The 15,441-nt window shown below is 43.0% G+C and carries 14 protein-coding genes; 9 read left to right on the top strand and 5 right to left on the bottom strand.

Annotation, left to right across the window (positions count from 1 at the left end; all coding sequences use genetic code 11):
- Window positions 1-230: 230 nt before the first annotated feature.
- The gene (locus LAY57_RS12955) at window positions 231-1,610 is read right to left on the bottom strand and encodes a serine/threonine-protein kinase (protein WP_249067160.1); all 1,380 of its coding nucleotides are present in this window, start codon (window positions 1,608-1,610) and stop codon (window positions 231-233) included.
- 296 nt (window positions 1,611-1,906) lie between these two features.
- Here LAY57_RS12955 and LAY57_RS12960 point away from each other — a divergent pair, with 296 nt between their 5' ends.
- The 8 genes from LAY57_RS12960 (at window position 1,907) to LAY57_RS13000 (ending at window position 8,530) form a co-directional block, all read left to right on the top strand.
- Entirely contained in the window at window positions 1,907-2,101 is a 195-nt protein-coding gene (locus LAY57_RS12960; RefSeq protein WP_249067163.1) for a hypothetical protein, read from the top strand.
- A 219-nt stretch (window positions 2,102-2,320) separates the two neighbouring features.
- The gene (locus tag LAY57_RS12965) at window positions 2,321-4,177 is read left to right on the top strand and encodes a CHAT domain-containing protein (RefSeq protein ID WP_249067165.1); all 1,857 of its coding nucleotides are present in this window, start codon (window positions 2,321-2,323) and stop codon (window positions 4,175-4,177) included.
- Window positions 4,178-4,941: 764 nt separating this feature from the next.
- Complete coding sequence (locus LAY57_RS36210) at window positions 4,942-6,270, top strand: Uma2 family endonuclease (protein ID WP_338022401.1); 1,329 nt, start codon at window positions 4,942-4,944, stop codon at window positions 6,268-6,270.
- A gap of 235 nt (window positions 6,271-6,505) precedes the next feature.
- Window positions 6,506-6,949 carry an aspartyl protease family protein gene (locus LAY57_RS12980; protein WP_249067167.1) on the top strand — a complete coding sequence of 148 codons (444 nt, stop codon included), beginning with the start codon at window positions 6,506-6,508 and terminating at the stop codon, window positions 6,947-6,949.
- A 24-nt stretch (window positions 6,950-6,973) separates the two neighbouring features.
- Window positions 6,974-7,549 carry a Uma2 family endonuclease gene (locus tag LAY57_RS12985; protein WP_338022402.1) on the top strand — a complete coding sequence of 192 codons (576 nt, stop codon included), beginning with the start codon at window positions 6,974-6,976 and terminating at the stop codon, window positions 7,547-7,549.
- Window positions 7,550-7,656: 107 nt separating this feature from the next.
- Window positions 7,657-7,914, top strand: a complete 258-nt coding sequence (locus LAY57_RS12990) for a hypothetical protein (protein WP_249067169.1) — start codon at window positions 7,657-7,659, stop codon at window positions 7,912-7,914.
- A gap of 87 nt (window positions 7,915-8,001) precedes the next feature.
- Window positions 8,002-8,220, top strand: a complete 219-nt coding sequence (locus LAY57_RS12995; RefSeq protein ID WP_249067171.1) for a hypothetical protein — start codon at window positions 8,002-8,004, stop codon at window positions 8,218-8,220.
- A 91-nt stretch (window positions 8,221-8,311) separates the two neighbouring features.
- Window positions 8,312-8,530, top strand: coding sequence for a DUF2283 domain-containing protein (locus tag LAY57_RS13000; RefSeq protein WP_249067173.1), 219 nt, complete (start codon window positions 8,312-8,314; stop codon window positions 8,528-8,530).
- A 163-nt stretch (window positions 8,531-8,693) separates the two neighbouring features.
- Here the strand turns inward: LAY57_RS13000 and LAY57_RS13005 are convergent, their stop codons facing one another.
- From LAY57_RS13005 to LAY57_RS13020, 4 genes are all read right to left on the bottom strand, one after another.
- Window positions 8,694-9,128: a type II toxin-antitoxin system VapC family toxin gene (locus LAY57_RS13005; RefSeq protein WP_249067175.1), complete on the bottom strand. Its 435-nt coding sequence runs from the start codon at window positions 9,126-9,128 to the stop codon at window positions 8,694-8,696.
- Window positions 9,125-9,427, bottom strand: a complete 303-nt coding sequence (locus tag LAY57_RS13010; RefSeq protein WP_249067177.1) for a hypothetical protein — start codon at window positions 9,425-9,427, stop codon at window positions 9,125-9,127. The genes LAY57_RS13005 and LAY57_RS13010 overlap by 4 nt, the downstream gene beginning before the upstream one ends.
- Before the next feature lie 186 nt (window positions 9,428-9,613).
- A complete protein-coding gene (locus LAY57_RS13015) occupies window positions 9,614-10,267 on the bottom strand; it encodes a hypothetical protein (RefSeq protein ID WP_249067179.1) in 654 nt (217 codons plus the stop codon).
- Entirely contained in the window at window positions 10,234-11,811 is a 1,578-nt protein-coding gene (locus LAY57_RS13020) for a hypothetical protein (RefSeq protein ID WP_249067182.1), read from the bottom strand. The genes LAY57_RS13015 and LAY57_RS13020 overlap by 34 nt, the downstream gene beginning before the upstream one ends.
- Window positions 11,812-12,464: 653 nt before the next feature.
- On the opposite strand from LAY57_RS13020, the gene uvrA reads away from it, so the two are divergent.
- Window positions 12,465-15,428 carry an excinuclease ABC subunit UvrA gene (gene uvrA, locus LAY57_RS13025; RefSeq protein ID WP_249067184.1) on the top strand — a complete coding sequence of 988 codons (2,964 nt, stop codon included), beginning with the start codon at window positions 12,465-12,467 and terminating at the stop codon, window positions 15,426-15,428.
- The last annotated feature ends 13 nt before the right edge of the window (window positions 15,429-15,441 follow it).

Consider the following 15,441-nt stretch of genomic DNA (forward strand, 5'->3'; position numbering starts at 1 on the left):
AACTGACAACTGACAACTGACAACTGACCACTGACAACTGACAACTGACCACTGACAACTGACCACTGACCACTGACAACTGACCACTGACAACTGACAACTGACAACTGACAACTGACAACTGACCACTTGCACTAGCTATATTTCAAAGCTGCGGCAAAATCTCCATCTTCGGCTAGAGCAAAGGCTTTTTTCCGCAATTCGGAAGCTTCCACTGGACTTTAGATTTTTTATTGCTGGATAGTAGGTCGATCGCTCTTTTGCCAAAAACAGATATGAGGAATTTGACAGACTTTTTTAGCTCCTTCCTCCCACTGCACTTGGTCAATGAATCGATCGACTGCTTTATACTGAGTAGGGTCAGGTTGGGATATATAAAAGGAACCCACCAACATGACTAACGCATTAACGGCCATGCCAATCCCAAATGCCGTCATCATAGGGGATATTTTTTTGCGGGCTTTAGAAAAAGGCTTGCTCTTGTCCGGCTTAGCTGGTGTTTTTGGTGGATTTGCTGTAGGCTCTGGAATAGCGATCGCATCAGAAACTTCTGTTTCCGGTATCGCAAATGTGAGAGATTCTAAAGGTGAAGATTCAGAGAAAGAGTTTTGAGCTAAATCTTCAATTGGTTCTGAGTCCTGGGTTGCGGTTTCTGAATCCGGCCCGATCGAATTTAACGAGATGTCTGGCGTCTGGAGAGCGATCGCATTTAGATGGTTCTGCGGGACTTCTAAGGAGCGATTCGCGATGACCTCATTTTGGAGTGCTTGCAGAGCCTCTGTTGCAGTTTGATAGCGTACTCTGTAGTCAGAGCGTACCATTTGGTTAAGTACAGAAACCAGTCGATCGCAAACTTGCACTTGTTGATGCCAGCTTGTTTGAGCAGAATCTGCTTGTAACTGCGCTGGAGAAAGTCCCGTCAGTGCTTGAATAGCGATCGTACCTAGCGCATAAATATCGCTGTTTGGATGTGGCTGATATGCAAGTTGTTCTGGCGGTACGTACCCTGCTGGTTGAAGAGAAAAAGTAGAATCTAGCTGTTCTTCCTTGACAGATGGCGTCCGCACTGGCTGAAGTGCGCCAAATTCCATCAAACAAAATTTGCCGTCGTTAGCACGTTTAATGATATTGTTCGGCTTGATATCGCAATGGATAACGCCTTGAGTGTGAACAAATTCTAGGATACTTAAGACTTCTTGTAGCAGTTGGATAACTTGATTTTCCTTCCAGCGTTTGCCGCAGCGTAGACTGGTTGGCAGTAAGGCGGAAAGCGGCTGTCCTTGAAAGAATTGTTGCACCAAGTAGAATCCTCGGTCGTCTTCAAAGGAAGTCAACAGCTGGGGAATGCGATCGTTTTGGCCCAGCCGTTTCAAGGTATCTGCTTCGCTGAGGAACTGACGCCTAACGCTTGCCAAGAAGTTGGCGTCGTTACTGGCGGGTTTGATATGCTTGATGACACATTTGGGTCTGCCAGGTGATAATATATCTTCGGCAATGTAACTTCGTCCAAATGTTCCGGCATTGAGAACTTGGATAATTTGGTAACGTTCTTTCAGTAAATTACCCAGCATTGGGTGACTCGCTTCTGTTTTCAACACTACTCTTGCCATACGACCCCTGTATTGATTCCCCAGATTTCTCAGAACCAGACGAAGCAGCGCATCAAATCTGCTCAGCTGGCAGAAGACGCCATCAGAGGGTAAACGCTGGGCTAGTTATGTAGAAACTCGGAGAGTTTGTATCTATATCAATGTCTTTCAACGAGGGATTTCGTCGTTCAGGATAAACTGAGGAATTTACTGAAGGCGTTGAGGTGGAGTAATATAGCCCAGAAACCCGGTTTCTTCGAGAAACCGGGTTTCTCGAAGAAACCGGGTTTCTCTGTACCTCACTTACCTGACAAGGGGTGATTTCGTTTCCGCTTAATTACCTAAAGATCGCGCAGCTAGGCGATCTATTGCGATCGCTTCGCCTGTCCGTCCGGTACTATAGTAATGTCGCCCAACACCACAACAATCTGTTACTCAGGGTAAGTGCTTGTGCGATCGCGAATACGCAGACGTTGTTGTTAGATGTAGATCATCCAAAGACAGCAGATTGAAATCCCTCATTAGAGAGATTTAGCTTCTACGTCATACAATTAAATTTAAAACAGCAAGTTCACTTTTTCATCCTCTTGCGAGATACGTCTGTGGTTAGTTCGCGCATTGCGATCGCTCTGAAACCACCAACTTTGGGTTTTAGGCCCGATCGCTTCCTTCCACTACCGGGGACGCATATCATCCTCGAAGCCACAATTTGAGGAGGTTAAATATCCGTGATGAAAATTAAGTTAGTTGTTCAAACATTTACTGCCTTTGCATTTGCGCTGGGTTGTACGGCTACCGGCACTCAGACTCGCTCTGCTGAAAGCGCAAACTTCTTCTGCGGTACAAGGAAGGATACTCCAGCCACCGTTGCTCGCACCTCGCGGGGAGACATCCCCGTAATTCGATGGGTTTCTACTTATTTTAGCGGTGCGGGCTATAGTCCGCAAAGTCGCTGTATCGAAGTTTCTAAGAGATTTCAGACTTACTACGACAATGGAACGCTCAATTATATTACCACTGGGTTAGTAAACCGCCAACCTGTAGTGTGCGTTGCTAAAAGTCCTGGCGGTGGTTGTACCGGAGTGTTATTCACTCTTGAGAATAGGGACGATCCTAACCAAGTTTTGCAAGAGCTATTTGATGTCCGCGTTCGCGCTACAGCAGTTCCAATTACCAGAGGCGAAACCCAAGTTACGCAACAGCCGATCTATATTGATATAAAAGATTACTTAACCAAAACTCCTGTTGAGGAAGGTATTACCCCTATCTCTGAAGTTAGCCCAGAAAAAACGCCAGTGCGATCGGCTACACCTTCTACCCTCGCAGAAACCCTTAACAAAGTGAATAGCTCGACAGAGGCAGTAAGTGCGATCGAGCAAAGCTGGGAAAAGGATTATGAAAATTACTTTAAAGCCAATCTATCTGACACTTCTAAGGGAGTCGAAGAAATAGCAGAAACTTTGGCAAAACTCGCTACACAAACAGGGAAAAAACCTGCCCTGATCTACGCAGTTCCTACACCTAATAAGCTGGAATTAGTATTAGTCCTTCCTGGGGGTAAAACTATTCGGAAAAGCGTATCAGAAGCGAATCGATCGACGCTCCCAAATGTAACGAAACAATTCACTGAAGAAATCACAGATTTTACCAAATTAAATACGACCAGTTACTTGGCTCCATCTGAGCAACTGTATAAGTGGATAATCGCACCGCTGGATGCTGACCTTCAAGCTAATCAAATCGACACTATCATCTTTTGCATGGGTAGCAACCTGCGGAGCATACCTCTTGCCGCATTGCATGATGGGCAAAAGTTTCTCGTAGAAAAGTACAGCATCGGACTTATCCCTGCTTTCAATATGACCGATACGCTGTACAGGGATATTAAGAATTCGCCTGTATTGGCAATGGGAGCGTCGGAATTTAAAGAACAAGCTCCCTTGGCTGCTGTTCCTGTGGAATTAGCAGCTATTATGGAGGATCTTTCAGGTGTGCTTTGGCCTGGTTCTTGGCAAGGGAAACAGTTTTTAAATCAAGAATTTACTTTAGATAATTTAAGGGCGCAACGCGCTTCGCAGCGGTTTGGAATTGTTCACTTAGCAACTCATGCGGAGTTCAAGTCTGGCGCACCGGGAAACTCTTATATTCAGTTTTGGGATAGTAAACTGACACTGGATAAGATGAGGGAGTTGCAGTGGAATAACCCGCCAGTGGATCTGTTGGTATTGAGTGCCTGTCGCACGGCAGTGGGAGATAAAGATGCGGAGATGGGATTTGCGGGTTTGGCAGTTAACAGCGGTGTCAAGACGGTGCTGGCTAGTTTGTGGAGTGTTAGCGATGAGGGAACTTTGGCGCTGATGACTGAGTTTTACCAGCACTTAAGGGTAGTGCCGATTAAAGCTGAGGCGTTGAGGCAGGCGCAGATAGGTATGCTGCGGGGAGATGTGCTATTGGAAAACGGTAAGTTGCGCGGGCCAATGCTCAGAGGCGGGATGTCTCTCCCAGCTAAACTCGCAGGGGCACAAACAAGAAATTTCAAGCATCCTTTTTATTGGGCAGCTTTTACGATGATCGGTAGTCCTTGGTAAGTGCGGAACTTGAAAAATGCAATCAGCTTTATTTATCACCATAACTACGGGAGATATAGGAAAATTTTGTTCTAATCTGTAAAATTTCTTTAAATAATAAAACTTACGATTGACACATACATAAATTCCAGAAATACTATATAGCGTCGATATTGTATAGGATCAACTCCCTTACCATATCTACCCGTAGGTTGAAATTGTTGGCTGCACTTTACTATATATCAAATGAATAGGGAAGAGGGGTTTGACCCCCACAAACCTATCTCATTAGAAAATATATAGGTTTAGGCAGAAAATTTTCTCAGCTTTTCACAGGTAAGTTTAGCGATTTTTTGAATTGAAAAATAGGTGATTATGCGGCAATCTGTTCCTGCAAAAGTGGGGACAAGATTATAGCAGTTCCGGCTGTAATAGAGTACATTGTAGGGGCGAAGCATTCCGGTAATTAACCTCTGCATATAACCAATAAGTTATTTGCCGGAATGCTAATGCCTCCGGCACGCTGAGCGCATCCGCGCCGCTACGCGAACGCGAACGCCCTTACTTCTGTACCTCATAACAGCGTAAGCCACTGTATTAGTATCGATGATTGCCTGTGCTTGCCTATGTGCATCTATTGTGGTGATTTGACAGCAAGAGCGTATATGCCTGTGGCACGCTAGAAAACCGATTCAGTAATGCCAAAAACCGGGTTTGTTTGAGCGAAAGAAACCCGGTCGATCGGGCTAAAATAAAAACTTTTTGGACATCAGGAGTGCATTTACATGACTTTTACCAACAGTTGTACCAAAATTTACTCAGAAGACTATTTAGAAGCTGAGAAGATAAGTCCAATCAAGCAAGAGTACAAGGGAGGAGAAATCTATGAAATCCCTGAAACGAGCGATACTCATGATACTATTTGCGTCAACTCGATCGCTTTATTGAGAAACCATATTCGGTGTCTCGGTTATCATATTTACACCGGAAACATGAAAGTAAATGTTGATGATGAAGCCAATATCTTTTATTATCCTGATGTGACTGTAACTGGCGATGACCGGGATAAAAATGGTGAATATTGCAAGCGCTACCCGTGCCTAATTGTTGAAATAACTTCTTCCATAACGGAAGCTTTTGAGCGGGGAGAAAAATTTGCCGATTACCGAAGATTAGGAAGTTTACAAGAATATGTGCTAATCAGTCAAGAGCGGGTAAATGTAGAATGTTTCCGCCGCAATTCTGAGGGTGATTGGATTTTTCAACCCTACAGTAAAGGGGATGAAGTTTACTTTGCTAGTATTGATTTCCGCACGCCGATCGCAACATTGTATGAAGATTTGCTGATTCCCCCAACCCAAAAGTATATTACTTCCGATCGCAAAATCAGAACTCAAAAATATTTGAAGTTTCCCATAACCTCATCAATGTTGGGTGTTGAACAGGAGACACCTAGTCAAATACCTACGGAAGTTACAGTCAAACCATTGGCAAATAATCACAAGCCCAAAACTAATATATTTGGGTTCGGAGCAGCCATAGTCTTAGGTTTAGCAGGCTCTCAAATGTATAGTTATTTGGAAAAAAGATTCTCTGGAAATAATGTTTCTGGTTCTCATGTTGCTCAGTCAAATATAATTGGATCTCCTGCTTTTAGTACTGAGACAGAACCAGTCAAATTATCCTCAGAGGAGGAGGACAAAGAACAGATACCTTCAAATAAATTAAGCCCTGTGCTTCAGATAGGAAAAGCCGGGGAATCAGAAGCTAAAGATCTTATCGCTTTGATCAATAGAACGCAAAAAGGTTTTTTTTCTGAAAATGGACGATTTGCTTCTACATGGTCAGATTTGGGATTCCAGGTAAAATCAAAAGATAAAGACTATGAGTATAAAATCTCCTGGTCCGATCGAGCAAAAACTATTGTAATCGCTATAGCCAAAAAACCTGGATTAAAGAGTTATAGCGGCGTAGTTGTTGTGGAAGGTGAAACGGCTATAGATAAGATTTGCGCGACTAACGAAGCATCAGATACGCCTCCGGTACTAGCTGAAGTTACGGGTAAGGATATTGAATGTCCTTCAATGTCTTCAAGTATTTCGGGAGATTCTTGACCAAACTAGAAAGATGGTCTGTCTGAAGTGCGATCGCGCTTCAGATAGGCTATCTTTAAGTTATAGGTAATTAACGGGACTTGATGCTTAAATAAGTAATGGAATACTTTGTTGAGTATTGTAATTCACCAGATTGGACATCGGAGCGAAATTTACGGTTGATGGCCGATCGCCTGCCAAGGGAGCGCTAAGATGGTTATGCACTAATATAATACAATTAAACCAAAGTAAAATCATGCAGCCAACTACCGAAGAGATAATGGGAAAAGTTACCACAACGCTAATCATCACTAATCGGATAGATCAAGCTAATGCAGAAGATGGGATTATTCCGACTGACCGAGTAAGGTCTATCACCTTAGATAACGTTTTGGTAGATACAGGCGCGACTACTCTTTGCCTTCCGGCGAATGTTATTGCCCAGTTAGGGTTGAAATTACTCAAGGAAGTAGTAATTCAAATTGCCACTGGTATTAGTACTGCCAGAATATTTCAAGATGCGAAAATATCCCTGCTGGGAAGGGAAGGAACTTTTGAATGTTTGGAATTGCCAGCGGGAAGTAACGCGCTGTTGGGTGTGATTCCGATGGAGGCGTTGGGAATTGAAGTAGATTTGAAAAATCAAAGATTGATTTTATTGCCGATCGGCCCGACAGAAACTTATTTGACTATTCTTTAAAATTATAATATTAGGAGATTTGAGATGATGATTGCTACTCAAGATAATGCTTACTTTTCCCCTGAAGAATATCTAGAAATAGAAGAAAACAGCCCAATCAAGCACGAATACAGGCAAGGACTCATTTATGCAATGGCAGGAGCAAGTAAAGCTCATGTGATTATTACAGGAAATACATATAGGCAGTTAGATAATTTTCTGGAAAATACGGATTGCATCGTTTATAGTGCAGACATGAAAGTGCGAGTAGAAGCAGCAAATGATTTCTACTATCCCGATGTGGTAGTTACTTGCGATGAACGGGATAGAAACTCGGCAGAAAGCTTTATTCGCTACCCTTGTTTAATAGTGGAAGTTTTATCAGATAAAACCGAAAAATTCGATCGAGAAGGCAAGTTTAACGACTACAAAACCTTAGAAACTTTGACGGAATACGTGCTGATAAGTCAAACAGAGATAATGGTTGAGTGCTTTCGCCGGAATGCTGAGGGAAATTGGGTAGAACAAATTTATCGGGAAGGGGAAGAAGTTGAATTTGCAAGTATTAATTTTAGTTGTGCGATCGCAGCATTGTATCGAAAGGTTTCTTTGTTGAGGTGATTTAAATATTTCTGAAGATTGATGCTGACGATGATTAGGAGTGATAATGCTACGCTTTTGAGAATTTACCTTAATTTTTGTCAAGCTTATCCCAATCTTGAGTTAAGATGAAATATAGAGTTATCCAAAACAAATTTTTCTCTATGAATGCTTTGCCAGAAATCGAAGCAGCGATTAAACAGCTTCCAGAAAATGATGTTCGTCAATTGGCAGAATGGATTCAGAAATATTTAAATGAAAAGTGGGATAGGCAAATAGAAGAGGATTTGGCAGCAGGTAAATTAGATGCTGTGATTGCAAAAGCAGAAGCAGAGATAGCAGCAAATAACGCCACTGATCTTGATCAAATCCTTGACAATTTCTGATTTTTGGAAAGCTTATGCCATCGGTAATAATAATTTGCGATCGAAAAAAGCTAAAATATTAACACTCACCATGCCAAGGAGATGGAAATGCAAGTCAAAGATATGACAGTTGAACAACTTACAGACCTAATTCGGCACACTGTTGAACAATGTCTGGACGAGTATTTTGGAGATCCTGACGAGGGGAAAGAAATTAAAGAAGAAGTCAAGCAGCAGTTGATAGAACAAATGCAGCGAAGAAAATCAGGAGAACGCGGCATTCCAGCAGAGGAAGTTTATCAGAAATTGGGTTTGCAACGGGAATGAATTATTCAGTTGAGTACGAGGCAGAAGCGTTGACAGCTTTGGATAAACTGACTGGGGCTCACAGTTTATACTTTTTACTTTTGAGGGATTTATGAAAATTAGTTATGATTCTGAAATTGATGCTCTCTACATTAGACTTGTGGAAGGTAAGCATGATTGTCGTACTTTGCAGCTAACGGACGAAATTGCTTTAAATATTGGTGAAAATGAGTTATTAGTAGGGATAGAGATTTTAGATGCTACAGAAGTTTTAGGTGCAGGAAATGTCCCTAATGTAGTGCTAGAAAATATATCTTTTACTGTAGCTTAAATAGGGAAGGCGATCGCTCTCATTTTAGCAGTCAAGAGTCGGCGATAATGCTACGCATCGCTGACGCGATCGCACTCGATTTAAGTTCGATATGAAGCGATCGCTAGCGCATCACCGACTATTTTGGCTCTGTCCGCGATCGCGACTTGTTAAATTTAGTCCATCACGCAGGGACTTGCACAAGAGCAGCGATCGCACTTCCCAAACGAGTGAAATGATTGGGATTAAGAGTTAGGATAACACCAACTTCAGCTTTAAGGGCAGCTTGAGCAATTAAAGCATCAAAAATACCGCCACCGGGAATGTTTAAATTTGCCATTTGATTGATGGCAATTTGATAGTCATTGGAGAGCAGTGGAATCACTTCAAGGTACTGCAAAAGATCTAGAATAATACTCTGAGCTTGTTCGGGAGTAATGCGTGGCTGAATCGGCAATCGTGTGATTACAGAATAGCTTTCTGCTAAGCTGTGAGTTGAGATAAACCCTTGAATTTGTTTAGATTCTGCTGCTTTGAGCCTTGAGAAGCAAACAGAATGCTTAGGATGATTGACAATTAATGCAGGAACCAAAACAGAGGTATCAAACAAGACTTTCATAAAGCCATTTGATCCTGAATACGTTCTTCTCTTAAGTCATCTATGAAAGTATTAAGATCGAAATTTTCTGGTAATTCTGCATCTAATACTAAAATTCCTAATTTTCGATATATTTTTGATTCTTTAGATGGCATTATATTTGTTAATTCAGAGTGTTGTTCGGGATGTTTCTCAGCCGCTTTCTGACTCAAAGTATCAATTTTTTCGGCTACAGCTTGCCAAATAAAATCTTCTGGTGAAATTCCCTGAATGGTTGCCCATTTTTCGATATTTTGCTGGAGTTGGGGAGGAAAGTTCATAGGAATGATATAGATAGATATGACAAACGAATTAGTTGTGTATTTTTATACTGCAAAGCTATTTGACAGCCTGCAATCCACAAGGCGATCGCTCTCATTTTAGCAGTCAAGATTCGGCGATAATGCTACGCATCGCTGACGCGATCGCACTCGATTTAAGTTAGATGTAGAGCGATCGCTAGCGCATCACCGACTATTTTGGCTGCGTCCGCGACCACGACTTGTTAGACTGCGTTTTGGCGACAATTTTCCGATATTCATTAGAATTCCTCGGACTAAAGCTACTACGGCATTAGCTTCTTGAGCAAGTTTTAATAACTCTTCATCATTAGCTTTAGTTTGAATACCGATAGTGAGCTTAAACTCTAACATTTCAATATCCACGACTGCCTTAATTAACTGGTTAAGATCCTGACGCCTGTTCTGTTCTCCAGAAGAGGGCGACTCCAGGTACTCTGAGATTAGAAGGCTAACAGAAGATACCAAATTAATCAACGCAGTAGCAATCGCAACACCTTTCGACTCAACCAGTACTGCTGAAATTAAACCAGCACTGGTTACAGCACCAACAATGTTACTCATCAGGCGAATTTTCGCTGCGCGTTTGAGCCGTAGGTGTAAAGACCGGAGGCCATTATTTGCGTCTTCTGTGATTGCTTGCAAGGTATAAATAGCAAGTTCAGCAACAGCAACACCAGTATTATTGGATTCTCCCAACTTTTTACCAGGTGTCAGCGACTCCGATTGATCGGGATATCGCTGACGTAGCGCATCTAGTTGATCCGGTCGATAGAGATTCAACGTATTTACGAGTGCATTAACTTCGATACCTTTACCCATAAGTACTCCACTATGTAGCTAATTTTTCTGAAAATAAGAGCAATTGCACGAAATGAATCGAATCCTAACAACAATAGAAAACCGAAGAATAGCAAAGCCATATAAAATGGAAGTATAAAAATGAATACGGCTATTCCTAATGTTCGATAAAGAGAACTCAGCAATCCAGGTAGCTGAAATCCAGATGTAGACAGCCACTTTTCTTTAAATTTACGCCAAGATCTGCGGAGGGTGAAGATAGAGAAAAACATTCCAACCCAATATAAGTCATACCATTTCTTAAAAGTCATGCTACAATCCGCATCGTTGACTTTACTATATACAATCAACCTACTATTGCTACCGTTGCATGACTTTGGAGAACTGATATCAACCACAAGTGGGCTGATAGGGTCAACTCTTGCTCTAACAATTACTCTAACACTTACTCTAACACTTACTCTATCGAGTGTCAAGAATCTTCCTGCTGCTGCTCGGCTGTTTTGTATGGCAGAAATCTCCATAATCAACCTGACTTGATCTGCAATTGCAGAACGAACCATCAGAGGAGTTTCCGATGTTGCCAGTGCAGAGAGCATCTGACCGTAATTTTTTGCTTTGAGTGCCTTCGCAATTCCTTCAGCAACCACAGTACCCCGGACAGGTGTAACAAAACCACTCTGCTTTGAAACACTCGTTGCTTCACAGCCTAAGAGAACTAAGGCTACGTTAGATTTTTGTGCTTCCTGTTCCAGTTGAGCGATTGAGAACTTGGCTGCAACGCTGCCATCAGCCCGTCGAACTACAAATGCGTTATCCTCTATGTGCCCCACAATAAAAACGATTTTGTTTTTTGAATGCCTCAACGTAAAAGCCATACTGGTGTCTAAAATTTGAGGCAAAGGTATATGAAGCTGTCCAGCAACATTAGTTAGGGTGCTTGTAATGTTGTCGAAATCATCGGCTGGGTCAAATAAAGAGATCACCCGCATATCATCGCTATTGAATTTCCTATCCATCAACCAAATTGCATTGTCAATTTCAGTTGAAGTTTTCACACCAAGAGGAAGATGTGGGCGTAATTCAATTACCCGCTCAAAGCCATTAATGGTTTTAAGACGCTGCGTAGACAGGACCTTAGTATTTGCTCTTACAACCGATAAATTATCAACCTTTTCTAGCTTGGAAAATGTCTCATAGTTTTCAAAAAAGACATCTTCCGGCACAAAGAACTGTGATTTCCCCTGAACTTCAGGTACTACGGACGATAAATGTTGTGCCAGAGACTTTTTTTCAGTATCTATGAGTAACTTTTTACCATTAGATAGCGATAACTCATATAAATTGTCAGACTGGCGAGACAAATATAATCTGACCTGATTTGGATCGGGTGCAGGACTAACAAATCCTTTCAATACAGACTCAGGGATATTTTTGGGTAGATGTTTAGGAATCTTTATGGTTGTTCTAAACAGCCGTGGAAACGGATTAGCATTGACTGGCTGAATGCTGAAAAGTATGAGGGACAACAGTATAGCAATAAGGGAGGGACGCAGCCATTTCATTGAATTTACCTCATTAGATAAACATAATCAGTAGATCGAAAAGTTACGAGAGAATAGGGGTTTGAGCCAATGTCTCTCATCCGAAACGGGCTCTTCCGTACTTAGTGTGCTAAGTTATAGCGCTGCGCGCTGGTGTGTTTACACATTTTTTTTGTATCCTTCCTGTAGTCTGGACTCTGGATTATAAGTTGTAACTACGCGAGCGCGCAGCGCTATAACTTAAATTTATCCTCAAGGCTTTGCTAGATAAGGCTTTGACATTATCTACACCCTTAGCTTGCCCTATGGCAACTTGCTCCTGACGGGGCGATCGCCTTGAAACTCCAGCCAGCTAAGGTGTAGGACACGGAAAACTAATAATTTGGCACACTAAGTACGGAAGAGCCAAATGCTTTTTCCTGATTGGGTTTGGTCAATCAGAGCTAGGAGACTGAATTCCTCATGGTGCAAAGCTTCTGTATATACAAACTGAATTAGACTGCATCAGGAATTTCCAGTGTGGCTTTCAAGCGGAGCTAAGTCTTGGAGTTCGAGGGGTGAAAAATTCCCTAGATTTATAATGAAGAGGCGACCCTGGCTAACATCCCATCACGCCAGCACCCGAAAATCCCCACAGCGCTAAGATAGTTAAGCACGATCGCACTCTGTCTGTCATGTCCCACGCTGCCGACACCAAAAACGGTCATCTTCCCAACGGGGTAAACCTCAATAACCAAAATTCGATTCGGATTCGGGGTGCGAGGCAGCATAACCTGAAGAATATCGATTTGGAATTGCCTCGCGATCGCTTAATCGTCTTCACAGGCGTCTCCGGTTCCGGCAAGTCTTCCCTCGCTTTCGATACCATCTTCGCGGAAGGGCAGCGTCGCTACGTGGAATCCCTGAGCGCCTACGCCAGACAATTTCTGGGACAATTGGATAAGCCGGATGTGGATGCGATCGAAGGTCTTAGCCCAGCAATCTCGATCGACCAAAAATCCACTTCCCACAATCCGCGTTCCACAGTCGGTACGGTGACGGAGATTTACGATTACCTCCGGTTGCTGTTCGGACGGGCTGGCGAACCTCATTGTCCGATTTGCGATCGCTCGATTGCGCCTCAGACGATCGACGAGATGTGCGATCGCATTCTGGAACTTCCCGACGGTACGCGCTTCCAAATCCTAGCACCCGTCGTGCGCGGGAAAAAAGGCACTCACCGCAAGCTACTTTCCAGTCTCGCCTCGGAAGGATTTGTGCGCGTTAGGGTAAATGGGGAGGTTCGACAACTCGATGAAAATATCGAGTTAGATAAAAATCATACACATAATATAGATATCGTCGTTGACAGGCTGATTAAGAAACCCGATATTCAGGAGCGTCTGGTCGATTCTCTTAGCACCTGCTTGCGGCATTCACAGGGAATTGCTGTTATTGAGGTATTAAATAATACATCGGACAAAGTAAGCGCGTCGCGAAAAGATAGTACGTATATAATAAAGGATGGGGAAAACCCTGTCAATAGCTATGAAGAATTACCGCCAGAATTGATATTTTCGGAAAACTTTGCCTGTCCCGAACATGGGGCGGTGATGGAAGAATTATCGCCGCGTTTGTTTTCTTTTAATTCGCCTTACGGTGCTTGTCCCCACTGTCACGGATTGGGAAGTTTGCGAACATTTTCGCCAGACTTGGTGGTGCCAGACCCAAAAGCGACAGTGGGAGATGCGATCGCACCTTGGGTGGATAAGGAAAATTCCTATTACACTGGGTTACTTTACAGTGTCGGACAAGCACACGGTTTTCATTTGCACGAACCTTGGAATCAGCTAACGCCAGAACAGCAACAAATAATTTTGTACGGTTCCGACCAACCGATTTTTATCAGAGAACGCAACGATTATCGAAAGTTTAGCGGCGTAATTCCGATGCTGCAACGGTATTACGATGACAGCGCTTCCGAATTGCAAAAGCAAAAGTTGGAACAGTATTTAATCGATCGACCTTGCGAAGTTTGTCAGGGTAAAAGGTTGAAACCGGAAGCGCTATCGGTGAGGTTAGGACAATATCGAATATTGGATTTAACTGGAGTTTCGATCGCGGAATGTAAGGAACGGGTAAATAATTTGCAGTTGAGCGATCGACAAGCGCAAATCGGCGACCTGGTACTCAGAGAAATCAAAGCAAGATTGCAATTTCTCCTCGATGTTGGTTTAGATTATCTAACCCTCGATCGTCCGGCGATGACACTTTCTGGTGGAGAAGCGCAACGCATTCGTCTCGCCACTCAGATTGGTTCGGGATTAACTGGCGTTCTCTATGTTTTGGACGAACCCAGTATCGGATTGCATCAAAGAGATAACAGTCGGTTGTTGAAAACTCTCACCAAATTGCGCGACTTGGGAAATACTTTGATTGTGGTAGAACACGATGAAGAAACGATTCGCGCCGCAGATTGTATTATTGATATTGGGCCTAGAGCGGGGATTCACGGTGGGGAAATAGTAGCGCAAGGAAATTTAGAAACATTGCTGGCGGCGTCAGATTCTTTGACAGGTGCTTATTTGTCAGGAAGGCTGGCAATTGAAACACCCGCTGAGAGGAGAAAAGGAAATGGAAAATCCCTTATCCTGAAAAATTGCCACCGCAACAACCTTCAATATATAGATGTAGAAATTCCGCTGGGTAAACTTGTATCCGTTACTGGCGTTTCTGGTTCTGGCAAATCTACCTTAATTAACGAATTACTTTACCCAGCTTTGCAACATCACCTGACTCGCAAAGTACCTTTCCCCAGTCAGATGGATGCTATCAAAGGACTCGACGCCATAGATAAAGCAATTGTAATCGATCAATCTCCTATTGGTAGAACACCCCGTTCAAATCCTGCTACTTACACGGGAGTGTTTGATGTCATTCGGGATGTTTTTTCCCAGACGATTGAAGCTAAAGCTAGAGGTTACAAACCGGGGCAATTTTCCTTCAACGTCAAAGGTGGAAGATGCGAAGCTTGTGGCGGACAGGGTGCGAATGCGATCGAGATGAACTTCCTGCCAGATGTGTATGTACAGTGCGAGGTTTGTAAAGGCGATCGCTACAATCGAGAAACCCTACAAGTGAAATACAAAGGTAAATCCATTGCCGATGTTCTCAACATGACAATTGAAGAAGCATTGGAAGTATTCCAAAATATTCCCAAAGCTTTTACCCGGTTACAAACATTAGTAGATGTTGGTTTGGGATATATCCATTTAGGACAATCAGCACCCACCTTATCTGGCGGTGAAGCGCAGCGGGTGAAATTGGCGTCCGAACTATCTCGTCGCGCTACGGGAAAGACTCTCTATTTAATAGATGAACCGACGACAGGTTTATCCTTTTACGATGTTCACAAATTGCTGGATGTGTTGCAGCGACTGGTGGATAAAGGCAATTCGATTTTAGCGATCGAGCATAACTTAGATGTAATTCGATCTGCCGATTGGGTAATCGATTTAGGGCCCGAAGGTGGCGATAAGGGAGGAGAGATTATTGCAGTGGGGACGCCGGAAGAGGTGGCGAAGTGCGATCGGTCTTATACTGGGGAGTATTTGAGGCAGGTGTTGTTGCAACATCCACCTGTATCTTGTACCCAATAAGCTATTTCTTGAA

It is taken from the genome of Argonema antarcticum A004/B2, from assembly GCF_023333585.1.
Taxonomy (GTDB): Bacteria; Cyanobacteriota; Cyanobacteriia; order Cyanobacteriales; family Aerosakkonemataceae; genus Argonema; species Argonema antarcticum.